At 72.9% G+C, this 20,823-nt stretch carries 22 protein-coding genes; 15 read left to right on the forward strand and 7 right to left on the reverse strand.

What is annotated here, in order from left to right; genetic code table 11:
* Positions 1-9: 9 nt before the first annotated feature.
* Positions 10-1,182, reverse strand: coding sequence for a PP2C family protein-serine/threonine phosphatase (locus ACFFXY_RS22230; protein ID WP_382355898.1), 1,173 nt, complete (start codon positions 1,180-1,182; stop codon positions 10-12).
* Positions 1,183-1,282: 100 nt separating this feature from the next.
* Complete coding sequence (locus ACFFXY_RS22235) at positions 1,283-1,786, reverse strand: DUF1269 domain-containing protein (RefSeq protein WP_106365980.1); 504 nt, start codon at positions 1,784-1,786, stop codon at positions 1,283-1,285.
* Between the two features lie 260 nt (positions 1,787-2,046).
* Between ACFFXY_RS22235 and ACFFXY_RS22240 the strand changes: the two genes are divergently transcribed.
* The 4 genes from ACFFXY_RS22240 to ACFFXY_RS22255 all read left to right on the forward strand — a co-directional run bounded on the left by ACFFXY_RS22240 (position 2,047) and on the right by ACFFXY_RS22255 (position 6,013).
* Entirely contained in the window at positions 2,047-3,000 is a 954-nt protein-coding gene (locus ACFFXY_RS22240; protein ID WP_382355901.1) for a sulfite exporter TauE/SafE family protein, read from the forward strand.
* Positions 3,001-3,144: 144 nt separating this feature from the next.
* Positions 3,145-5,121, forward strand: a complete 1,977-nt coding sequence (locus tag ACFFXY_RS22245; RefSeq protein WP_382355904.1) for a hypothetical protein — start codon at positions 3,145-3,147, stop codon at positions 5,119-5,121.
* Between the two features lie 62 nt (positions 5,122-5,183).
* Positions 5,184-5,372, forward strand: coding sequence for a hypothetical protein (locus tag ACFFXY_RS22250; RefSeq protein ID WP_360058211.1), 189 nt, complete (start codon positions 5,184-5,186; stop codon positions 5,370-5,372).
* 2 nt (positions 5,373-5,374) lie between these two features.
* Entirely contained in the window at positions 5,375-6,013 is a 639-nt protein-coding gene (locus tag ACFFXY_RS22255) for a class I SAM-dependent methyltransferase (protein WP_382355907.1), read from the forward strand.
* 56 nt (positions 6,014-6,069) lie between these two features.
* Here ACFFXY_RS22255 and ACFFXY_RS22260 read toward each other — a convergent pair whose 3' ends face one another.
* Together ACFFXY_RS22260 and ACFFXY_RS22265 are read right to left on the reverse strand one after the other, a co-directional pair.
* Positions 6,070-6,945 (reverse strand): hypothetical protein, encoded by an 876-nt coding sequence (locus tag ACFFXY_RS22260; RefSeq protein ID WP_382355910.1) that lies wholly within the window; start codon positions 6,943-6,945, stop codon positions 6,070-6,072.
* 56 nt (positions 6,946-7,001) lie between these two features.
* Positions 7,002-7,508, reverse strand: coding sequence for an O-acetyl-ADP-ribose deacetylase (locus tag ACFFXY_RS22265; RefSeq protein ID WP_382355913.1), 507 nt, complete (start codon positions 7,506-7,508; stop codon positions 7,002-7,004).
* A gap of 69 nt (positions 7,509-7,577) precedes the next feature.
* On the opposite strand from ACFFXY_RS22265, the gene pfkB reads away from it, so the two are divergent.
* Genes pfkB through ACFFXY_RS22280 form a run of 3 tightly spaced genes read left to right on the forward strand, consistent with a single transcriptional unit; the run spans position 7,578 to position 9,711 of the window.
* Entirely contained in the window at positions 7,578-8,552 is a 975-nt protein-coding gene (pfkB, locus tag ACFFXY_RS22270) for a 1-phosphofructokinase (RefSeq protein ID WP_382355921.1), read from the forward strand.
* A 13-nt stretch (positions 8,553-8,565) separates the two neighbouring features.
* A complete protein-coding gene (locus ACFFXY_RS22275) occupies positions 8,566-9,432 on the forward strand; it encodes a GNAT family N-acetyltransferase (protein ID WP_382355924.1) in 867 nt (288 codons plus the stop codon).
* Between the two features lie 33 nt (positions 9,433-9,465).
* Positions 9,466-9,711 carry a ribosomal protein L7/L12 gene (locus tag ACFFXY_RS22280; RefSeq protein WP_382355927.1) on the forward strand — a complete coding sequence of 82 codons (246 nt, stop codon included), beginning with the start codon at positions 9,466-9,468 and terminating at the stop codon, positions 9,709-9,711.
* Between the two features lie 6 nt (positions 9,712-9,717).
* Here ACFFXY_RS22280 and ACFFXY_RS22285 read toward each other — a convergent pair whose 3' ends face one another.
* Positions 9,718-10,695 (reverse strand): aldo/keto reductase, encoded by a 978-nt coding sequence (locus ACFFXY_RS22285; RefSeq protein ID WP_382355930.1) that lies wholly within the window; start codon positions 10,693-10,695, stop codon positions 9,718-9,720.
* A gap of 61 nt (positions 10,696-10,756) precedes the next feature.
* On the opposite strand from ACFFXY_RS22285, the gene ACFFXY_RS22290 reads away from it, so the two are divergent.
* The 5 genes from ACFFXY_RS22290 to ACFFXY_RS22310 all read left to right on the forward strand — a co-directional run bounded on the left by ACFFXY_RS22290 (position 10,757) and on the right by ACFFXY_RS22310 (position 15,922).
* Entirely contained in the window at positions 10,757-11,962 is a 1,206-nt protein-coding gene (locus tag ACFFXY_RS22290) for an ROK family transcriptional regulator (RefSeq protein ID WP_382355933.1), read from the forward strand.
* 215 nt (positions 11,963-12,177) lie between these two features.
* Positions 12,178-13,476 (forward strand): ABC transporter substrate-binding protein, encoded by a 1,299-nt coding sequence (locus tag ACFFXY_RS22295; protein ID WP_382355935.1) that lies wholly within the window; start codon positions 12,178-12,180, stop codon positions 13,474-13,476.
* 11 nt (positions 13,477-13,487) lie between these two features.
* Positions 13,488-14,459 (forward strand): carbohydrate ABC transporter permease, encoded by a 972-nt coding sequence (locus ACFFXY_RS22300; protein ID WP_382355938.1) that lies wholly within the window; start codon positions 13,488-13,490, stop codon positions 14,457-14,459.
* A gap of 2 nt (positions 14,460-14,461) precedes the next feature.
* Positions 14,462-15,337, forward strand: coding sequence for a carbohydrate ABC transporter permease (locus ACFFXY_RS22305; RefSeq protein WP_382355941.1), 876 nt, complete (start codon positions 14,462-14,464; stop codon positions 15,335-15,337).
* A gap of 69 nt (positions 15,338-15,406) precedes the next feature.
* A complete protein-coding gene (locus ACFFXY_RS22310) occupies positions 15,407-15,922 on the forward strand; it encodes an adenine phosphoribosyltransferase (protein WP_382355944.1) in 516 nt (171 codons plus the stop codon).
* On the opposite strand, the gene ACFFXY_RS22315 is transcribed toward ACFFXY_RS22310, so the two are convergent.
* Positions 15,919-16,518, reverse strand: a complete 600-nt coding sequence (locus ACFFXY_RS22315; protein WP_382355947.1) for a bifunctional 4-hydroxy-2-oxoglutarate aldolase/2-dehydro-3-deoxy-phosphogluconate aldolase — start codon at positions 16,516-16,518, stop codon at positions 15,919-15,921. The two genes, ACFFXY_RS22310 and ACFFXY_RS22315, sit on opposite strands and share 4 nt — an antisense overlap.
* Positions 16,515-17,429: a sugar kinase gene (locus ACFFXY_RS22320; protein ID WP_382355950.1), complete on the reverse strand. Its 915-nt coding sequence runs from the start codon at positions 17,427-17,429 to the stop codon at positions 16,515-16,517. The genes ACFFXY_RS22315 and ACFFXY_RS22320 overlap by 4 nt, the downstream gene beginning before the upstream one ends.
* 124 nt (positions 17,430-17,553) lie before the next feature.
* On the opposite strand from ACFFXY_RS22320, the gene ACFFXY_RS22325 reads away from it, so the two are divergent.
* The 3 genes from ACFFXY_RS22325 to ACFFXY_RS22335 all read left to right on the forward strand — a co-directional run bounded on the left by ACFFXY_RS22325 (position 17,554) and on the right by ACFFXY_RS22335 (position 20,777).
* The gene (locus ACFFXY_RS22325) at positions 17,554-17,952 is read left to right on the forward strand and encodes a hypothetical protein (RefSeq protein ID WP_382355953.1); all 399 of its coding nucleotides are present in this window, start codon (positions 17,554-17,556) and stop codon (positions 17,950-17,952) included.
* A gap of 348 nt (positions 17,953-18,300) precedes the next feature.
* Entirely contained in the window at positions 18,301-20,205 is a 1,905-nt protein-coding gene (locus ACFFXY_RS22330; RefSeq protein ID WP_382355956.1) for a DEAD/DEAH box helicase, read from the forward strand.
* Entirely contained in the window at positions 20,202-20,777 is a 576-nt protein-coding gene (locus ACFFXY_RS22335) for an SWIM zinc finger family protein (protein WP_382355959.1), read from the forward strand. Before ACFFXY_RS22330 ends, ACFFXY_RS22335 begins: the two co-directional genes overlap by 4 nt.
* The last annotated feature ends 46 nt before the right edge of the window (positions 20,778-20,823 follow it).

The following is a 20,823-nucleotide window of genomic DNA, read 5'->3' on the forward strand; positions in this document are numbered from 1 at the left end:
CGTCGCCGTTCACCGCGCCTGCGAGCCCGGCAGCTGCATGATGAGGACCGTGAGGTCGTCGGTGCGCACGTACCCGCCGCCCTGGAAGTCCGCCTTGAGCTTGCGGTGCAGCCGGTCGGGGTCGCGGATGCCGGAGGCGATGTGCGCGTTGAGCATCGAGATGAGCGGGAACGTCTGCCCGTCGGCGTTGCGGCCCTCGATGAACCCGTCGGTGAACGCCACGATCACGTCCCCGGGCATGAGCGCCGCCTCCCGGACCACCGTGCGCTGCAACCCGAAGTCCGTCAGCCCCAGCGGCGGCATCGGCCGCGCCGCGATCGGCTCGGCCGTGCCCCGCACCAGCAGCGGCGCCGGATGACCGCACAGCACCACCCGGATCGTGTCCCGCCGCGGCGTGATCTCGATGAGCACCGCCGTCGCGAACGACTGCTCCCACTCGTCGAGCCCCCGGTTGTGCAGCCGCACCCGCCGCTCCATGCGTGCGGTCAGCGTCGCCAGGTCCGGGTCGTCGAGCGCCCGCTCCCGGAACGTCCCCAGCAGCGCCTCCGTCAGGTGGACCGTGTTCAGGCCGTGCCCCTGGACGTCGCCCACGACCGCCCTGATCCCCGCGTCCGTCTCCTGCACGTCGTAGAAGTCCCCGCCGACCAGGCCCGGACTGCCGTCGTGCGTCCGGTACGCCACCCCGACCTTCACCCCGCCGATCACCGGCGGCAGGTCCGGGAGGATCGCGCCCTGCACCGTCTCGGCCACCAGCGTCATGTCCAGCAGCCGCACCACGATCCGGTTCCGCGCCCACGCCAGGACCGTGCACAGCACCCCGACGGCGATGATCGGCGGCAGGTCGCTCCAGGCGGACTGCGGATAGGGGAGGACCCCGAGGGCCTCGCCGCCGCAGCTGACGATCGCCACCACCGCGAGCGTGGCCGCGGCGGTCGCGATCGGCCCGTTCACCAGCGCGGTGAACGCGGGCAGGAACACGAGCGCGTAGTCCGCGAACGGCGCCATGGCCGGGACCACGAACGCCAGCGGCATCGTCGCGCCCAGGAGGATGAGCGGCAACAGCCGCATGAAGACCGCCGTGACCGGGTGGCCCGAGTAGATCCGGTCCCACACCGTGTCGGGCGCGACGTAGGACCGCATGTAGCCCTGCATGTCCGCCCCCTCCGTCGGCCCCCTGCGCATGCCGAGAGCCTAGTCAGAACCGGGCCTTGAGGAGTTCTCAACAGGGAAAACGGACGGCGGGCGGCGCTGGGAGCCGCCGCCCGCCGCTCGGTCGATCATGTCAGGCGCGCTGCGCCTGGACCGCGTCGATGGTCTCGCGCAGCCGCTCCTCCTCCTCGGCGGAGAGGTTCGTCTGGAGCAGCTTGCCCTGGTACTGGCCGCCGAGCTCCTGCACGACCTTGTCCTCGGTCGCCGAGACGACCAGGAGGACCAGCGCGGCCGTCCCCGGCGCCAGCTCGGTCCCGAGCTGCTTCATGAACGAGTCGTCCACGCCGATGTCGGTGAGCGCGCCGCCCGCGGCCCCCGCGGCCGCGCCGACCGCCATCCCGAGCAGGGGGGCGAAGAACAGCAGGCCGATGAGGCCGCCCCACAGCGCCCCGCCCGCGGCGGAGACGCCGACCAGGGACGTCGACTGGTGCAGCTTGACCTTGCCGTCCTCGCGGCGCTCGACCACGACCGCGTCGGCGAGCTTGATGAGCTCGCGCTTCTGCATGTCGGCGAGCTTGCCGAGGACCGTCTGAGCGGTGGGGACGTCCGGGTAGGCCACGGCGATGAGTTGGCTCATGGGCGCCTTCCTTCCTGCGTTGCGCCGCCGGCGGCGGCGTCTCGGCCCGATTCTGGCCCCCGCGGGGTCCCGTGTCCGGCGATCGCACGGAAATCCCGGCGCAAGGGCCCCGCCCGTCCACCCGCGCCGCGCCGGTCCCACGATCCGCCGCGCCTTCCCGCGGACCGGGACCGGCGGTTGACGTTCACCCGCAACCTGTCTATATTTCCCATAGATTTGGTAGAGATATTTGCCCGGTTACCGTCTCGGAAGGCAACCCCGTGAAAACCCTCGTCCTCCTTGGGATCGTCGGCCTGGTGGCCCAGCTCGTCGACGGCAGCCTCGGCATGGCCTACGGCGTCACCTCGACCACCCTGCTCCTCGCGATCGGCACCAACCCCGCCGCCGCCTCGGCCACCGTCCACCTCGCGGAGATCGGCACCACCCTCGCCTCCGGCGCCTCCCACTGGCGCTTCGGCAACGTCGACTGGAAGGTCGTCCTCAAGATCGGCATCCCCGGTGCCGTCGGCGCCTTCGCGGGCGCCACCTTCCTGTCCTGGCTCTCCACCGAGCTCGCCGCCCCGGTCATGTCGATCATCCTGCTCGGCCTCGGCCTCTACCTGCTCATCCGCTTCACCCTCCGCGGCCTCGACGGCCGCAACCTCGGCAAGCCCCTGCGCAAGCGGTTCCTCACCCCGCTCGGCCTCGTCGGCGGCTTCCTCGACGCCACCGGCGGCGGGGGCTGGGGCCCGGTCGGCACGCCCGCGCTCCTCGCCAGCGGCCGCATCGAGCCCCGCAAGGTCATCGGCTCGATCGACACCTCCGAGTTCCTCGTCGCGCTGGCCGCCTCGCTGGGCTTCCTGTTCGCGCTCGGCAGCCAGGGCATCGACTTCGCGTGGGTCGGCGTGCTCCTGCTCGGCGGGCTCATCGCCGCGCCGATCGCGGCGTGGCTGGTGCGGCACATCCCGCCGCGCGTCCTCGGCTCGGCCGTCGGCGGCGTCATCATCCTCACCAACGTCCGCACGCTCCTGCGCTCGGACTGGATCGCCGCCTCGAACACCGTCCAGATCATCGCCTACATCGCCATCGCCGTGGTGTGGATCGCCGCAGTCTGGTACTCGGTGCGCCGCCACCTCGCCGAGCGCGACGTGGGCGGGCCGGTCCTCGACAAGGCCAACAACCCGGCTGCCGAGTCGGAGGCGCGGCCCGACGAGCCGGCCGCCGAGACCGCCTGAGCCGCGTCACCGCAGACAGCGTCGAGCCGTGCGGGCCCGCTTCCTCCGGGAGGCGGGCCCGTCCCGCTTTCCGCCCCGGACTGTCCCTATCGGATTTGGGGGACGACGGGAGGACCGCGCTCCAGTAGCATGTTCCCTCAGCACGTGGCCGCCGAGGGACCGCTGGAGGCGACAGTGACGCTGTTCTACCAGGCAGTACTCCGCGACGGCGGGCAACGGCTCGGCCCCCGGCTGCGGCGCGCGTTCGCCGCGTGGGCGCGCGTCGAGGACGACGGCTCCCCGCTGCTGGAGCACTCCCGCGGCCGCACCCGCGCCACCCTGGCCGACACCGAGGTCTGCGGCCGGTACGCGCTCGACGTGCCCACCGGTGCCGGGCGCCTGCGCACCACCGCGACCTGGGCCGCCGGGCGACGACCCGAGAAGAGCTGGGTCCTCGTCACCGTCGAAGGCGACCTGTCGCCCACGGCCGAACCGGTCCGCGCCCCCGGCTTCATGCCCGCGTTCCTCGCGACGGGCCGGGCCACCGACGGGGCCGTCCCCGTCGAGGCGGGCGCGCACCTCGTCGGCCCCGAGGAGGTCAAGGACCTGACCGGGCGGCTCGCGAACCGCTCCCGGGCCGTGCCGCTCATCGTCCTCACCGTGGACCGCACCGACCCGGCCGTGGCCGCCGCCTGCGCCGACCACCTCGCGGAGGCGCTCGCGGGCGTCGCGTCCGTGGTGCGCCTCTACGACGCGAAGACCCAGGACGAGCTGAACGCCTGGCTCGGCCCGGACCTGAGCGTCTTCGGCGGCGGCCTGCGCACCTACCTGCCGGGCGTGCGGCCCGGCGAGGAGTCGTACGCGATGCGCCACCAGCCGCGCGGGGGCAACGCCATCCGCGAGCACGGCACCCGCGCGCTCGGCGTGGTCGTCACCGGGGTCGTGGAGCTGTCGGCGCACCGCCAGGTCCCCGCCGACGTCCGCCAGGCGGAGCCGCGGGTCGCCCGCGTCCTCTCCGGCGCGCTCGACCCCGCCGACCTGCACGCGGCTCCGCCGAGCCCGGCCGCCATCGCCGTCCCGCGCCCGCCGAAGATCCCCAAGCAGGCCGCGCCGCAGGACCCGGTGCCGGAGCCGGAAGCGGTGGAGCCGGAAGCGGCCCCCGAACCGCCCGCGCCCGAGCCGGAACCCGCATTCGAGGAGCCGACCGCGCCGGTCGCGGCCGAACCGGCGGCCCCCGGCCTCCCCGCTCCCGACCTCCCGGCCCTCCCCGAGGACGGCCGCCTCGCGGGCGCCATCGCCGCGCGCCTCGCCGACCACCTCGACGACGCCGTCCTCGAAGCGCTCGTGGACATGGCCCGCGGCGGCGACTCCGAGACCACCGCGCTCATCAGGACCATGTCCGCGCACCTCCAGGCCCTCACCCGCGCCGTCGAGACCACCGGCCTCCTCGGCCGCCGCGGGCGCGGCGACGAGCTCGAACGGCTGCGCCGCGAGTACGGCCAGCTGGAGATGGACTACGTCGAACTCCAAGAGCAGGAACGCAAGGCCCAGGACCGCATCCGCTGGCTCGAAGGGCGCCTCGCCGAGCACGCCGACCCCGTCTACGGCGTCCAGGACGAGGACCCAGAGGGCCCCTGGAACGCCGAGTGCCTCATGGACGTCGTGCAGCGCGCCCGCGGGCAGCTGCGCCGCCTCGACCTGCCCGACACGCTCGACACCGAGGTCTCGCGCCTCGACGTCACCTACCCGCGCCAGCGCCGCCGCTGGGCCGCCCGCGCCTGGGACGCACTGCGCGCCCTCGACGCCTACGCCGCGGCCCGCGCCGAGGACCGCTTCACCGGCGGCTTCTACGACTGGTGCTCGCGCCCGCTGCCCGGCGGACCGCACATCATCCCGACCATGGTGTCCATGAAGGAGTCCACCTCCGTGGCCGGGAACCCGAAGTTCTACAAGGCCCGGGTCTTCCGCGTCCCCGCCGAACTGGACCCCTCGGGCCGGGTCTACATGCCCGCCCACGTCAAGCTCCAGCCGGTCGGCTCGCCCGCGCCGCGCATGCACTTCCTCGACGACGCGGGCGGTGCCACCGGGAAGGTGTGGATCGGGTACCTCGGCGACCACCTGCCCAACACGCGCACCAACTAGGGCGGCGACCCCGCCCGCGGCGGCGACCCCGTAGGCTCGGGGAGAACCCGGGAGGAGCGCCGATGGACTTCATGAGCCGCAACGCGCGGTGGATCGCCCTGACGGCGGTGCTCGTCGTCATGGCCCCGTTCCTCGCTTGGGGCCTCAACGCCCTGTTCGCGGTGGACACCTTCCTCGTGGCCGTGATCCTGCTCGTCGCCATCGTGGTGGCCGTCGTCCTCCTGGCCCGGTCGCAGAACGACGAGGAGTAGACATGGCACGAAGGAGCCACCGCCTCTTCGCCCGCTGGTACCCCAAGGCCGCCGCGTCCATCGAGGACCGCGGCCTCGGCGAGCAGCGGGCGCGGCTCCTGGCAGGACTGGACGGACGCGTGCTGGAGGTCGGCTGCGGCCACGGCGCGAACTTCACGCACTATCCCGAGGCCGTGACCGACCTGGTCGCGGTCGAACCCGAGGAGTCCATGCGGGACCTCGCCGTCGCCCGCGCCGAGGAGCTGGGCCGCAAGGCCGTCGTCCTCGACGGGCAGGCGGAGCAGCTCTCGTTCGAGAACGACTCCTTCGACGCGGTCGTCGCGACGCTGGTGCTGTGCTCGGTCGAGGACCAGGGCCGGGCGCTCGCGGAGATCCACCGCGTCCTCAAGCCCGGCGGGCGCCTCGTGCTCCTTGAGCACGTCGGCTCCGCGAACCGCAACATCCGCGCGCTCGAATACCTCTTCGACGTCGCGCTCTGGTCGCACGTGTTCGGCGGCTGCCACACCTCCCGCGACACCGGCGCGAACCTCGCCGCCGCCGGGTTCGACACGGCGGGCCTCACCCCCGAGAAGCTCCCGTTCCTGCCCTACCCCCTCAAAGTCAGCCCCCACCTCGCGGGCGAGGCCCGCAAACCCGCGTAAGACTCCGGCCGGACGGCCCCGCCCCCGAGACGGGGCCGTCCGCGTGCCCGACGGGCTCAATCGATCCGGCCGTACGCCTTCAGGGTCTCCAGCCGCGCGAGCGTCAGGTACCCGCCCCACTCGTGGACCACCACGGGCGTCCACATCGCGAAGTTCGGGGCCCAGCCGCCGTCCTCGCCCTGGTCCTCCACGATCCGGTCGAGGTGGACGCCGATCTCCTCGTCGCTGAACAGGCGCCGCCCCAGCGAGTCCGGCCGCGGGGCGAGGTCCACGGGGGAGTGGACGTGGCCCGGCGCGTCCGGGTCCAGGGCCGCGCTGGTGCGCAGCGGCTCCCGCAGCCGCGCGAACTCCGCTTCGGCGCGCTCCCGGTCGGGGACGCGTTCGAGGAAGCCCAGGACGCACATGGCGTCGTAGGCCTCGACCTCGCCGACCGCCGCGATCGCGCCCCAGCAGTACTCGGTCGCCGGTCCGAGCCACGGGTGGTCCACGCCGAACGCGTGGAGGAGCCCGGCGACCGGCGCGGTCGGGTTGAGCGCGGCCGGGGGCTCCTCGCCCTGCGGCTGCCACCAGGGCCCGCGCGGGTCGCCGAGGACGCTCGGGAGCACCCACGGCACCCCGCCGTCCGCAGTGGAGTGCGCCGCGAGCCAGTCGCAGGCGCGCAGGAGCAGCGGCTCCTCGGCCGCGGCGATCCCTTCGAGCATCCCGAGGGCGATCTCCACGCCCTGCGGCTGCCCGGCCGAGCCGCGCAGGTCCGGCTCGATCGCGTGGCCGAAGCCCCCGTCGAGGTTCTGGTAGGCGGCGACGGCGTTGCGCACCAGCTCGCCCGGCGCGCCGCCGAACGCGTGCGCGAACCGGAGCCGGTCGACGAGTCTGGCGTGCAGTTCCATGTACCGTTCGGCGGCGGCGAACGCGTCCTTGCCGAGCGTCTTCATGCGGTCCCCTTCGGTCGGTGCGGCGGGGGTCCGACCGTACCGGCGGGGTACGACACTCAGCCCAGCGCCCGCTCGAATGCCGCGTAGACCTCGTCGTTGAACAGGACGAACCGGACGTCGTCCACTTCGGTGGGCGTCTCCCGGACCGTCGCGACCGCGATCTGGGCGGCCGACGCCGCGGGCCACCGGTACACGCCCGCCGAGACCGCCGGGAACGCGATCGACGCGGCCCCCAGCTCGTCGGCGACCCGCAGCGACTCCCGGTAGCACGAGGCGAGGAGCGCGCTCCGGTCCTCGTCGGGGGAGTGGACCGGGCCGACCGTGTGGATCACCCAGCGCGCGTGGAGCCTCCCGGCGGTCGTCGCGACGGCCTGCCCGGTCGGCAGGCCCCGCCCGTACCGCGACGCCCGCAGGTCCCGGCACGCCTCCAGGATCGCGGGCCCGCCCGCCCGGTGGATCGCCCCGTCCACCCCGCCGCCGCCCAGCAGGGACGAGTTCGCGGCGTTGACGATCGCGTCGGCGTGCTGGAGCGTGATGTCGCCTTTGAGGATCGAGATGCCCATGCCCGTATTCAAGCACCGATCGGCACTCGGCTGGCGGTAGCGTTGCACCGAAGCGAATCGGAGGTCCGCATGATCGTCACGGTCACCGCCAACCCCAGCCTCGACCGCACGATCGCGGTCGACCGGCTCCTGCGCGGCGAGATCCACCGGGCCACCGGCGACCGCGTGGACCCGGGAGGCAAGGGCGTCAACGTCTCCCGCGCGCTCGTCGCCAACGGCCACCGCACCTGCGCGGTCCTCACCACCGGCGGCCACGCCGGGGCCGAACTCCTCGACCTCCTCGACGAGGCCGGCGTCCCCATCGAGGAGGTGCCCGTCTCCCAGGCGATCCGCTCCAACCTCGCCATCGCCGAGGCCGACGGGACCGTCACCAAGCTCAACGAGACCGGCCCCGCCCTGCGGCCCACCGAGATCGAAGAACTCCTCGTCGCCGCCATCACGCCCACACTGGAGCGCTCCGCGTCCTGGATCGCCGGGTGCGGGAGCCTGCCGCCCGGCGTGGACGCCGACTTCTACGCCGTGCTCGTCGAGCGCACCCGCGACGCGGGGGCCCTCGCCGCCGTCGACACCTCCGGCCCGGCCCTCGCCGCGAGCCTCCGCGCCCGCCCCGACCTCGTCAAACCCAACCGCGAGGAGCTCGCCGAAGCCTCCGGGAGGGCCGTCGGCACCCTCGGCGACGCCATCGAGGCCGCGCAGGCCCTGCGCGCCGCGGGCGCCGCCGCGGTCCTCGCCAGCCTCGGCCCCGACGGCGCGATCCTCGTGGACGGCACCGGGGTCCACCACGCGCACGTCCCGCACCCGCGGCCCCTCGTCAGCGCCGTGGGCGCCGGGGACGCCACCCTCGCGGGCTTCCTCGCCAGCGGCGGCTCCGGGCCCGAGGCGCTCGCCGCCGCCGTCGCCTGGGGCACCGCCACCGTCGCCCTCCCCGGCAGCGTCATGCCCGGCCCCGCCGACATCGACACCGCGGCCGTCGCCCTCACCGCCGACCCCGACCTGCAACGCCCGCTTCGGTTAAACCAGTGGCGCGTGCGCCCCCTGGGGTGATGGGATCACCCGCATGACCGTATCCGTACGACTCGACACCCCCGACGATCCCGCAGCCGTCCTCGACGCGCTCCGCGACTGGCAGCGCGACGGCGACCCCGTCCAGCTGCACCCCGGCGACATCGGCTGGTACCACCGCTTCGGCGCGGCCGAGACCGCCGCCGCCCTGCGCACCTGGAGCCGCGGCGGCACGATCCTCGCCGTCGGCTTCCTCGACGGACCCGGCCTCGTGCGCCTCGCCACCGACCCCGCGGCCCGCCGCGATGAGGAGCTCACCGCGCGCATCGCCGACGACTTCGCCGACCCCGACCGCGGCGTCCTCGCCGCGGGCGAAGCCGACGTCGAGGCCCCCGCCGACTCGCTCCTGCGCGACCTCCTCCCCGCCCGCGGCTGGACCCTCGGCGAGGCCTGGACCCCGCTCCACCGCGACCTCGCCGAACCCGTCGAGGACCCCGGCGTCACCGTGGAGACCGTCGGCCCCGACACCGCCGAGGCCTACGCCGCCATCGTCCGCGCCTCCTTCCAGGGCTCCACGTTCAGCGCCGAGCGCTGGCGAGAGCTCGCGGCCGGACCCGCCTACGCCGACGCCCGGAGCCTCCTCGCCGTCGAGGACGGCGCCCCGGTGGCCGCGATCACCGTGTGGACCGCGGGGCCCGGGAAGCCGGGCCTCATCGAGCCGCTCGGCGTCGACCCCGCCCACCGCGGCAAGGGCCTCGGGAAGGCCGTCACGATCGCCGCCGCCGCGGCCCTGCGCGACCTCGGCGCCTCCGGCGTCGACGTCGTCACCCCCTCGGACCTCCCCGGCGCCGTCCCCACCTACAAGGCCGCGGGCTTCACCCCCGGCCCCGAGCGCCGCGACCTCCACCGCCCGGCCGGGTGACACAATGTGCGCCCTGAGGAAGGAGCACACCGCATGGCGCAACCCCGCGACTACATCACGATGCAGGCCCTGGCCCGCATCGAGTACAAGCTCGACCTGATCATGGCCAACCTGGGCATCGCCCAGGCCGCGCCGCCCGAGGAGCCCTGGCTCGCCGAGGTCCGCTCCGAGATCCGCTCGGGCCGCAAGATCCAGGCGATCAAGGTGTACCGCGAGCACACCGGCCTGGGCCTCAAGGAGGCCAAGGACGCGGTGGAGCGCATGGAGAAGGGCTACTGACGCCGCCTACCAGCGGTGGTGGACCTGCGGCCTGACCAGGTCGTCGTACACGGCGCGGACCTCCGCGTGGAGGTCCGCGCCCAGGGGGGCGAACGAGGCCGCGGCCGCGTTCGCGCCCGCCTGCTCCGCGTTGCGGGCCCCGGGGATCACCACGGAGACGCCGGGCTGGTCGAGGATCCAGCGCAGGGCGAACTGCGCCATGGTCATCCCCTCGGGCACGAGCGGCCGGAGCCGCTCGACCGCTTCGAGGCCCGTCGCGTAGTCGACGCCCGCGAAGGTCTCGCCGACGTCGAACGCGTCGCCGCGGCGGTTGTAGTTGCGGTGGTCGTCGGCCGCGAACTCGGTCCGGTCCGTGTACTTGCCGGACAGGAGCCCCGACGCGAGCGGGACGCGCGCGACGATCCCCACGCCCGCGTCGGCGGCGGCCGGGAGGACGCGTTCGAGGGGCTTCTGCCGGAACGGGTTCAGGATGATCTGCACCGTCGCCACCCCCGGCCTCGCGATGGCCGCGAGGGCCTCCTCGCAGGTCTCGACGCTGACCCCGTAGTGCCGGATGCGGCCCTCGGCGACCATCGCGTCGAGGGCGGCGAACACCGCGTCGTCGCCGTAGACGCTCGCGGGCGGGCAGTGGAGCTGGACCAGGTCCAGCGAGTCCATGCCGAGGCGCTCGCGCGAGTCGTCGTTCCAGGCCAGGAAGTTCGCCTCGCTGTAGTTCCCGTGGACCTGCTCGGCGCGGCGGCCCATCTTCGTCGCGACGAAGACCCCCGGGTGCGCCTTGCGGAACGCGCCCACGAACCGCTCCGAGCGGCCGTCGCCGTACACGTCGGCCGTGTCGTAGAAGGTCACGCCCGCCGCGGCGGCGGCCTCCAGGGCCGCGGTCGCGTCGTCCTCGCTGACCGCGCTCCAGTCGGCGCCGATCTGCCACGCGCCGAAGCCCACGACCCCGACGCTCGCGCCGGTCCTGCCCAGAATCCGAGCTTCCAAAGTGACGGCCCCCTTCAACTAACCCATTTACAAAGTGGCGCACCCGCCGTAGCATTCAGCCATGAAGTCCACCTCGCGCGATATCCGCCTGCGCAACTGCTTCGCAGTGCTGCGGCACCTCATCGCGGACGCCCCGACCTCCCGCCAGATCCTCGCCCGCGAGACCGACCTCTCGGTGGCGACGGTGTCGAACCTGGTCACCGACCTGATCGAGCTGGGCGTCGTCGTGGAGGTGGGACGCGAGGACTCCGGCGGCGGGCGCCCCCGGGCGCTCCTGGCCCCGAACGCGGGCGGCGGCGTCATGATCGGCGTCGACGTCGCCGAGACGTACGTGCAGCTCGAAGTCTACGACCTGGCACTGACCGTGGTGGACCGGGTCGAGGAGCGCATGGAGCCCAGTGAGAACAGCCCCGACCAGGTCATCGGCCACATCGCCTCCGCCATGGACCAGGTCCGCTCCCGCCTCGGCGACCGCGCGATCCTCGGCGTCGGCGTCAGCCTCCCCGGGCAGGTCGACGTCACCTGGGGCGTCTCCGGGTTCGCGCCCAACTGGAACTGGCACGACGTGCCCTTCCGGCGCCTCCTCACCGAGCGCCTCGAACTCGACGTCCCGGTCTACCTGGACAATCCCCTGAAGACGATCACCGTCGGCGAGCTCTGGTTCGGCGACGGGCGCGGCGTCGACCGCCTCGCCGTGCTCATCCTCGGCACCGGCGTGGGCGCCGGGCTCGCCTTCGGCGGGCAGCTCTACCGCGGCGCCACCAACTCCGCGGGGGAGTGGGGCCACACCACCATCAACCCCGGCGGCCCGCAGTGCCGCTGCGGCGCGAAAGGCTGCATCGAGGCGTACGTGGGCGCGCCCGCGATCCTCGCGCAGTGGGCCCAGTTCGACGGCCGCGCCGCCGCGGGCTCCCAGACCGAGGCCATGGCCGCGCTCGCCGCCGCCTGGGAGGCCGGAGAGCCCTCCGCGGTGCGCACCGTCGAGACCGTCGCCGAGTCCCTCGCCGCCGGGGTCGCGAACCTGCTCAACCTCGTCAACCCCGACCTCGTCGTCCTCGACGGCTGGGTCACCTGGGCCCTGGGGGACGCGCTCGTCCCCGAGTTCGAGCGCCGCCTCGCCGCCCACGCCATGGAGGCCCCGCTCAAGGCCGCCCGCCTGAAGCGGAACACCCAGGAGCGCAACATGGTCGCCCTCGGCGCGGCCGCACTCGCCCTGGAGGGCCACCTGAACCGGCTCAACACCGTGGGCTCGCGCAGCCGCCGCTGACCGGACCCCCTGGCACCGCACAAAAACCGAGCGCTTCCAACGGAAGCGCGCACGAATCGTTACCACGAGGCTTGTTTCAACCCATTGACAAAGTGAGTGACCCTCGCAACACTGAGAGACGAATCGACGGATGTCGAATCTCCGCTGCGGCGTCGACCATGACCCGGAGTCGCGCGGGAGCCCTTCCGACCTCTCAACGTAGCGAGGAGCTAGAAATGGCCTTCAGCACTGACCGTTCGTCCAAGCAGGCGCTTGCCGGCCTGGCGTTCAACCGTCGCCGCATGCTCGCGCTCGGCGGCCTCGCCGCCGGGGCGGGCGCGCTCGGCGCGTGCGGCTCCAACACCGGCCGCGGCGGCTCCGGCGACGGCGTGAACCTCTACCAGTGGTACCACCAGTACGGCGAGGCGGGCACCCAGCAGGCCGCCGAGAAGTACGCCGCCGCATACGAAGACGCCACCGTCACCATCAACTGGGTCCCCGGCGACTACGACACCGCCCTCTCCTCCGGGCTCCTCGCCGACAAGCCCGGCGACTACCCCGACGTCTTCGAGAGCCACCTCAACCGCTCCATGGTGGACTCAGGGCAGATCGTGCCACTCGACGACATCTTCGAGGGCGTCCTCGACGACTTCACCGAGATCGACGTCAAGCGCAACTCGATCGACGGCAAGGTCTACGGCATCCAGATGATCGACGACCCGCAGTTCCTGTACTACCGGCCGTCCCTCTTCGCCGACGCCGGGATCACCGAGCCGACCACCTTCGACGACCTCATGTCCGCCGCCGCCGAACTCACCACCGGCGACGTCAAGGGCCTCTTCCTCGGCAACGACGACTCCGCGACGAAGCTGTTCCAGCCCATCGTCTTCTCCGCCGGGCAGACCCTCCTCACCGACGACCACCGGATCGGCTTCGACAAGGACACCGTCGTCGCCGGAGCCCTCCAGGTGAAGGCCCTCCACGAGTCCAGCTCGCTCCTCATCGGCGCCCCCACCGAGGCCTGGGACCCGTCCTCGATCATCCAGGGCCTGTGCGCGATCCAGTGGTGCGGCCTGTGGGCCCTCCCGCAGATCATCGACACCTACGGCGACGACATCGCCGTCATGCCCTTCCCCGGCTTCGGCGGCGGCGCGCAGACGGTCTACAACGGCGGCTGGTCCACGTTCGTCAACGCCAAGTCCGAGCACGTCGACGAGGCCAAGGCCTTCGCCAAGTGGCTGTGGATCGACAACGAGGAGTACATCCAGGACTGGTGCCTCTCCTACGGCTTCCACATCCCGCCGCGCAAGTCCATGGCGGCCAACGCCGACGCCCTCGCCGAGGGCCCCGCCGCCACCGCCGTCCAGATCTCCCAGGACTTCGGCTGGGGCGACGACCCCAACTGGACGCCCACCATGGAGACCGCCGTGGACGACATGATGACCCACATCGTGCTCGAAGGCGCCGACCCCTCGGCCGAGTTCGACACCGCCGCCCAGACCATCCAGACCGAGCTCGACTCGATCTTCGGCTGACCGGGGGCACCGTGGCCGTCTCGACCGAGACCGCCGCGCCCGGGGCGGCGGGCACCGGGGGCCGAGCGCCCCGGTCCCGCCGCCGCCCGGGCGGCTGGCGGACCGCACTCACCTTCTGGTACTTCGTGGGGCCCTTCTTCATCGGGCTCCTCGTCTTCACCTACATCCCCGTCGTGTGGAGCGCGTACCTGTCGTTCTTCGACGCGCGCAACACCGTGACACCCCTGCCCGAGGACTTCGTGGGCCTCGGCAACTACGCCCGGATGCTCCAGGACGCGGCGTTCACCGACAGCCTCGTCACGTTCACCGTGTTCGCGGCCTTCATCGTCCCGCTCACGTTCGCGTGCTCGCTCGCGCTCGCCCTGCTGCTCAACCGGGTCCGGCTCATGCGGGCGTTCTTCCGGTCGGTGTTCTTCCTGCCGTTCGCGTGCTCCTACGTGGTCGCCTCGCTGGTGTGGAAGATGTCGATCTTCAACGGCGTGCGCTACGGCATGGCGAACTCGGTCCTGGACCTGTTCGGCATCGAGGACGTGCCGTGGCTGTTCGACCCGAGCCCGCCCTGGTACTGGCTGGTCATCGTGACGCTGCGCCTGTGGATCCAGTGCGGCTTCTACATGATCCTGTTCATCGCCGCGCTCCAGCAGATCCCCGAGCACCTCTACGAGGCCGCCTACGTGGACGGCGCCAAGCCCGGCCGCCAGACCTTCTGGCACATCACGCTCCCGCAGCTGCGGGCCACCTCCGTGGCGGTCCTCATGCTCATCCTCATCGCCGCCTACCAGGCGTTCGACGAGTTCTACAACCTCATCGGGAACCAGGCCTACGCCAGACCCCCCTTGATGTACCTGTACACGACCGCGCTCGGCACCCAGCAGGACCTGGGCCGCGGCTCCGCGGGGGCGCTGATCCTGGCGCTCATCATCGCGATCGTGACGGTCCTCCAGGGCAGGTTCCTCGGATTCGGCAACGCGGAGGAGAAGTAGCAATGGCATCGACCCCGCTGCGCGCCAAGCCCGTCGGCTACCGGCCCGGCATCGGCTCGAAGGGCGCGAACCTCGCGGTCCTCGTCGTCCTCGCCGTGCTCGCGGTCCTGTTCCTCATCCCGTTCTACCTGATCCTGCGCAACGCCTTCGCCACCGACCAGGAGATCACCGCCCCCGGCTGGATGTGGTTCTCCTCCGACCCCGCCTGGGACAACCTCTCGCGGCTGTTCGACGACCCGTCGGTGCCGATGGCCCGGTCGCTCCTGAACTCCGCGATCGTCGCCGTCCTCACCACGGCCGGCACCCTGTTCCTGTGCACCACCGCCGGGTACGGGCTCGCGCGCATCCCGTGGCGGCACGCGAACAAGGTGTTCTACACCGTCCTGGCCACCCTCATGATCCCCGGCGCGATCACGTTCGTGCCCAGCTTCGTGATGGTCTCCAGCCTCGGCTGGCTCTCGGACTACCGGGGCCTGATCATCCCCGGCCTGTTCTCGGGCTTCGCGGCGTTCCTGTGCCGCCAGTACTTCCTGGGCTTCCCCCGGGAGCTGGAGGAGGCCGCCCGCGTGGACGGCCTGAGCCACTGGGGCGCGTTCTGGCGCATCGTGATCCCGAACTCGGGGAGCTTCCTCGCGGCGATCGCGGTCATCACGTTCGTGGGCGCGTGGAACGCGTTCCTGTGGCCGCTGGTCATCGGCCGGTCCCCGGACTCGTGGACCGTGCAGGTCGCCCTCTCCACGTTCCTGACGGCGCAGACGGTGAGCCTCTCGCAGCTCTTCGCCGCCGCGCTCGTGGCGATCCTGCCGCTGGTGTTCGTGTTCCTGTTCCTCCAGCGCTTCCTGGTCCAGGGCGTGGCCCAGACCGGCCTCAAGGGCTGAGGTCCGGGGCCCGGCCCGGATTCCGGCCGGGCCCCGAAGTTCGCCAGGTCACCCGCTAGTCTTGCCGTCGTGGACCTGACCGAATACGTGCCCGTCGTCCCCGACTTCCCCGAACCCGGGGTCGGCTTCCGCGACATCACGCCGCTGCTCGCCGCCCCCGACGCGTTCCGCGCCTCGATCGACCGCCTCCAGGAGGCGTGCGGGCCGTACCCGTACGACGCGATCGCCGCGTTCGACGCCCGCGGGTTCCTCTGGGCCGCGCCGCTCGCCGACCGCACCGGCACGCCGCTGCTGCCGATCCGCAAGGCCGGCAAGCTGCCCCGCCGCGCCGCCGTGGAGACCTACCGCGGCGAGTACGCGGAGGTCCGCGTCGAACTCCACGCCGACGCCGTGCGCGAGGGCGACCGGGTCCTGCTGGTGGACGACGTCATCGCCACCGGCGAGTCCATGGCCGCGGGGGTCCGCCTCGTCGAGGGCCTCGGCGGCACCGTCGCCGCCTGCGCCGCCCTCCTGGAGATCGGCGCCCTCAACGGCCGCGACCGCCTCACCGGCTACCCGGTGGTCTCCCTCCTCGGCAAGCTCTAGGCCAGCAGCTTCTCGATGTTCGCCGGGTCGGCCAGCGCCGACCCCATGCCGATGACCGAGGCCCCGGCCTGGCGGTACGCCTCGACCTCGTCGGGGCCGACGCCGCCGGTGGCCACGTACTTGACCTCGGGGAACGGCCCGGCCATCGCCTTGAACCAGTCCTTGCCCAGCGAGGACGCGGGGAAGACCTTCACCCACGTGCAGCCCAGCTCCCGCGCGAGGCCGACCTCGCTGGCGGTCGCCACGCCCGGCAGGTGCGGCAGGCCCGCGGCGTGCGAGGCCTCCAGCACCGCCGGGTTCAGGCCCGGCGCGATCGTGTAGGCCGCGCCCGCGGCGGCGGCGCGCTCGACGTGCCCGGCCGAGACGACGGTCCCGGCGCCCACGAGGTGCCCGCGCGGCGCGGCGGCCTTCACCGCCGCGGCGAGCGCCTCCTCCTGGCCGGGCCGCCCGATCGGGACCTCCACGAGGTCGATCCCGGCGTCCCAGAGCCGCTCGGAGAGCGCCACGGTCTCGTCGGCGGGCAGGCCGCGCCAGATCGCCATGACGCGCTGGTCGGCGAAGAGGCGGTCGAAGAAGGCGCCTTGGTCAACGGTCACTGGTCCTCCAGGAGGGCTCGAACGGTCTCGGGGGAAGGCGGGGGCGCGAGGTCCCCGACGGTCTGGAGGGCCCCGGCGGCGAGCCGGTGGCCCAGGCGCATGGACGCGGCGACGGACGCGTCCTGCAAGCGGCCGTAGAGGAACCCGGCGGCGAACGCGTCGCCCGCGCCGACCGGCTCGACCACGTCCACGGGCTCGGCGGCCGTGTAGTGCCGCTCCTCGCCGTCGAACGCGGTGACGCCGTTCCCGCCGTCCTTGACGACGAGGACCGCGGCGTCCGGGACGCGGTCGCGCACGTCCTCGGGGGTCTTGACGCCCCACAGGACCTGGGCCTCGTCGAGGCCGACGAACGCGATGTCGGCGGCGTCGGCGAGGCGCGCGAGCACCGGCCCGGCCTCCTCGACCGGCCACAGGGCCGGGCGGTAGTTGACGTCGAAGCTCACGACCGCGGGGGCGAGGGCCCGCCGCACGAGCAGTTCCTCCACCAGGGCCGCGCAGGACTCCGACAGGGCCGGGGTGATCCCGGACAGGTGCAGGATCTTCGGCGGCTCCAGGCCGTCGAGGTGGCCGGGGCCCATGGTCGAGGCCGCGGAGCCGCGCCGGTAGTAGTGGACGACGGTGCCCTCGGGGCCGGGGTCCTTGAAGTAGACGCCGGTGGGCCGCGCGGGGTCGGTGCCGATCCCGGCGCAGTCGACGCCCGCCTCCTCAAGGACGTCCTTGATGCGCAGGCCGAACGGGTCGTCGCCGACCTTGCCGTGCCAGGCGGCGTGCGCGCCGAGGCGGGCGAGCGCGACGGCGACGTTCGACTCGGCCCCGGCGACGCCGGCGTGGAGTTCGACCGCCGTGCGCAGGGGTCCGGCGGTCGCGGGCGCGAAGACGCACATCGACTCGCCGAGGCACAGGACGTCCAAGGGGGCTCCCTTCAGGGGTCGGGGGACGGGCCCAGCCTACCGACCGGAAAACGCATTCACAAAACCGCCGGGCGCTCCGTCCCGCGTAGACTGGACCGACGGCTCTCTCGCGATGGGGGCGAACATGATCGACGTGCGCCTGGTCAAGGTCTTCGCGTGGACCATCGGGGTCCTGCTGGTCCTGTGGATGCTCGCGGAGTGCGCCGGCGGCGCCGACGGGACCGACACCGACGGGGACCTCCAGCGCGACGCGGACCGGTACGCCGCGGACTGCGGCCGCACCTGGCAGGCCCTCGACGCCGCCGGGGGCGCCGCGGGCGGGGACGTGGAGTCGGTGGTGGACGAGATGGAGGCCCTCGGCAACGAGATCGAGGACCCGGACCTCAAGGCGCTCACCGCGGTCTACGTCGAGCGGGTCCAGGACCTCGCCGCGACCGCGGCCCCCGAGGACCTCGAAGGGGCGATCGCGCAGTACCAGGACTCCGCGGCGTTCGACCTGGCGCTGCGGTGCCCGCTGTCGTGAGTCCGCCATGCGGGTCCGGTATTGACAGTGTTGGAATTTACCGCTAACTTCTACACGTTTGCACATCCTTCTGTCCGAAGGATGCCCACTCGACCTCAATGTGGAGGGACGCGGCGCCGCGCTCGCGCGGTCCGCACGGCGGCCCTCCCGCGGACTTTGCTCTGGGGTTGACGGGGCGGGGCCGACCGGTGCCGAAGCCGACGCGTGAGACCGCGGCGGCGGTGGCGGGCGGACCCGCCCCGTTCCGCTAAGAACCGTGCAAATCACCTCATAACGGTTCGCGCGTTTGGGTTCGGGCCCGTGCTTGTGGCAAAATGGCACGTCTGCCTTCCCACCGTAGGAGCCTCGTTGCCACCCAGCGAACTGCACGCCACCTTCCTGCCCGACCACGCCTCCCCGGCCGACGGGCGGCTCCTGTTCTTCGGGGGCGGGCGTCCGGAGGCCGCGGTGGCCGAGCTCGGACTGCCCCCGGGCGACCCGGTCGAGGCGGAGCTGTACCTCGGCGGCGAGCTGGTGGACGTCGAGGGCGTCGCGATGCCGGTCCGCCCGGTCCTGCCCGCGCTCACCCGCATCGCCTCCCGGCCCGACATCACCGAGTCCGTGGCGATCTGGGCCCGGATCGCCAACGCGGTGGACGACGACAAGTTCGACGACCTCGACCGCATCGCCGGGGAGCTCCCCGCCGAGGGCCACTCCGCGCCGCACTCCGAGGGCCACGTGTGGACCGCGAAGGCCCTGGTGGGCGCCTTCGTGGAGTCCTACACCGAGCTGCTGCGCTCGGACTCGGGCCTGAACCTGCGGCTCATCACCGCCCAGCACGCCGACCCCGGCGAGGTCCGCGTCAACGCCGACCTGCGCAAGTACCAGGCCCACGGCATCGCCTGGCTCGAAGCCGCCGCCGACGGCGGCACCGGCGTCATCCTCGCCGACGACATGGGCCTGGGCAAGACCCTCCAGTCGATCGGGCTGCTCGTGCGCCGCGCCGGGCTCGCACCGCACCTGGTAGTCTGCCCGACGTCCCTGGTCGGCAACTGGCAGCGCGAGATCGCGCGCTTCGCGCCGCAGCTGTCGGTGCACCTGCACCACGGCCCGGCCCGCACGAAGTCCCCGGCGCCGTTCACCGAGACCGACGTGGTCGTCACCTCGTACTCGATCGCCCTGCGCGACATCAAACTGCTGCGCTCCATCGGCTGGGACACCATCGTCATCGACGAGGCCCAGGCCATCAAGAACCACCGCTCGCGCACCGCCGGGGCCGTCCGCGACCTCACCGGCCGCGTGCGCATCGCCCTGACCGGCACGCCCGTGGAGAACCACCTCGCCGAGCTGTGGTCGATCTCCGAGTTCGTCAACCCCGGGCTCCTCGGCATCCAGGCCGACTTCAAGCGCCGCTTCGCCGACCCCATCGAGATCGGCCGCGACCCCGTGGCCGCCGCGACGCTCCGCGCCCGCATCGACCCGGTCGTGCTGCGCCGCATGAAAGAGGACGTCGCCGCCGACCTGCCCCCGAAGATCGAGTCCGTCGTGGCCTGCACGATGACCGACGAGCAGGCGGGCCTGTACCGCGAGGCCATCCGCGAGGCGTTCGACGAGGGCCTGGGCGACGGCATCACCCGCCGCGGCCGCGTCCTCAAGCTCCTCACCCGCCTCAAGCAGATCTGCAACCACCCCGCGCAGTACGTGGGCGTCGGGGACGGGCACCTCGCCGAGCGCTCCGGGAAGCTCGACCGCGTCACCGAGATGCTCACCGAGGTCGTCGAAGAAGGCGACAAGACCCTCATCTTCACCCAGTACCGGCAGATGGGGGAGCTGCTCTCGCGCCACCTGGAGGCCGAGCTCGGCGTCGCCGCCCCGTTCCTCCACGGCGGCCTCGACCAGCCCGCCCGCGACAAGCTCGTGGACGAGTTCCAGACCGTCGAGGGCCCCGCGATCCTCCTCGTCTCGCTGCGCGCGGGCGGCACCGGCCTCAACCTCACCGGCGCCTCGCACGTCGTCCACTACGACCGCTGGTGGAACCCCGCGGTCGAGGACCAGGCCACCGACCGGGCCCACCGCATCGGGCAGACCCAGACCGTGCACGTCCACAAGCTGGTGACCGCCGGGTCCCTCGAAGAGCGCGTGGACGAGCTGCTCGCCCGCAAGCGGGCCATCGCCGAAGCGGTGGTCGGCTCCGGCGAGGACTGGCTGGGCGAACTCGACGACTCCCAGCTGCGCAAACTCATCGAACTCGACGACCAGGGAGGCCACCTGTGAGCGACCCGTACGGCCGGACCTGGTGGGGCCGCAAGTGGTGGCGGGCCCTGGAGACCATCGGCCTGAACTACCCCGACCAGCGCATCGTCAAGGGCCGCGCCATCGCCGGGCGCGGCTCGGTCACCGGCCTCTCGATCGAGCCGGGCCTGGTCTCCGGCACCGTCGCCGACGGCGCGGGCCTCTACGAGGCCGAGATCGCCATCCCCGTGTACAGCAAGTCCGCGTGGACCGCGGGCCTGTCGGCCCTGTCGCTGTCGCCCTCGTGCGTCGCCGGGCTCCTCGCCGGGCGGCTGCCCAAGCGCATCGACGACGTGCTCGCCGAGACCGGGATGCGCCTGCTGCCCAAGAAGTTCGTCACCGAGGACCACAACCGCATCACCACCTCCTGCGGGTGCGCCGACTCCCGCGAGGTCTGCGCCCACATCATGGCCCTCGCCCTCGTCAGCGCCGCCCGCATGGACGACGACCCGTGGCTGGTCCTCCTTGTCCGCGGCGGCCCCACCCGCGACCTCGCCGGACGCCTGCGCGCCGCCCGCCTCGCCAGCATGCAGGCCGCCCAGCCCGTCGCCTGAGCCGAAACGAGGGCCGCCCGCCGCGTTCGCGGCGGGCGGCCCTCTC

This window comes from Glycomyces mayteni, from assembly GCF_042428885.1.
In the GTDB taxonomy this organism is placed as follows: Bacteria; Actinomycetota; Actinomycetes; order Mycobacteriales; family Micromonosporaceae; genus Glycomyces; species Glycomyces mayteni.

Excerpts from the sequence above, each read along its gene's own strand:
- ACFFXY_RS22280 (WP_382355927.1), top strand. The coding sequence starts at position 9,466 with ATGGCGCAACCCCGCGACTACATCACGATGCAGGCCCTGGCCCGCATC.
- ACFFXY_RS22260 (WP_382355910.1), bottom strand. The coding sequence starts at position 6,945 with ATGAAGACGCTCGGCAAGGACGCGTTCGCCGCCGCCGAACGGTACATG.
- ACFFXY_RS22250 (WP_360058211.1), top strand. The coding sequence starts at position 5,184 with ATGGACTTCATGAGCCGCAACGCGCGGTGGATCGCCCTGACGGCGGTG.
- ACFFXY_RS22275 (WP_382355924.1), top strand. The coding sequence starts at position 8,566 with ATGACCGTATCCGTACGACTCGACACCCCCGACGATCCCGCAGCCGTC.
- pfkB (WP_382355921.1), top strand. The coding sequence starts at position 7,578 with ATGATCGTCACGGTCACCGCCAACCCCAGCCTCGACCGCACGATCGCG.
- ACFFXY_RS22265 (WP_382355913.1), bottom strand. The coding sequence starts at position 7,508 with ATGGGCATCTCGATCCTCAAAGGCGACATCACGCTCCAGCACGCCGAC.
- ACFFXY_RS22305 (WP_382355941.1), top strand. The coding sequence starts at position 14,462 with ATGGCATCGACCCCGCTGCGCGCCAAGCCCGTCGGCTACCGGCCCGGC.
- ACFFXY_RS22230 (WP_382355898.1), bottom strand. The coding sequence starts at position 1,182 with ATGCGCAGGGGGCCGACGGAGGGGGCGGACATGCAGGGCTACATGCGG.
- ACFFXY_RS22255 (WP_382355907.1), top strand. The coding sequence starts at position 5,375 with ATGGCACGAAGGAGCCACCGCCTCTTCGCCCGCTGGTACCCCAAGGCC.
- ACFFXY_RS22295 (WP_382355935.1), top strand. The coding sequence starts at position 12,178 with ATGGCCTTCAGCACTGACCGTTCGTCCAAGCAGGCGCTTGCCGGCCTG.
- ACFFXY_RS22235 (WP_106365980.1), bottom strand. The coding sequence starts at position 1,786 with ATGAGCCAACTCATCGCCGTGGCCTACCCGGACGTCCCCACCGCTCAG.
- ACFFXY_RS22325 (WP_382355953.1), top strand. The coding sequence starts at position 17,554 with ATGATCGACGTGCGCCTGGTCAAGGTCTTCGCGTGGACCATCGGGGTC.
- ACFFXY_RS22290 (WP_382355933.1), top strand. The coding sequence starts at position 10,757 with ATGAAGTCCACCTCGCGCGATATCCGCCTGCGCAACTGCTTCGCAGTG.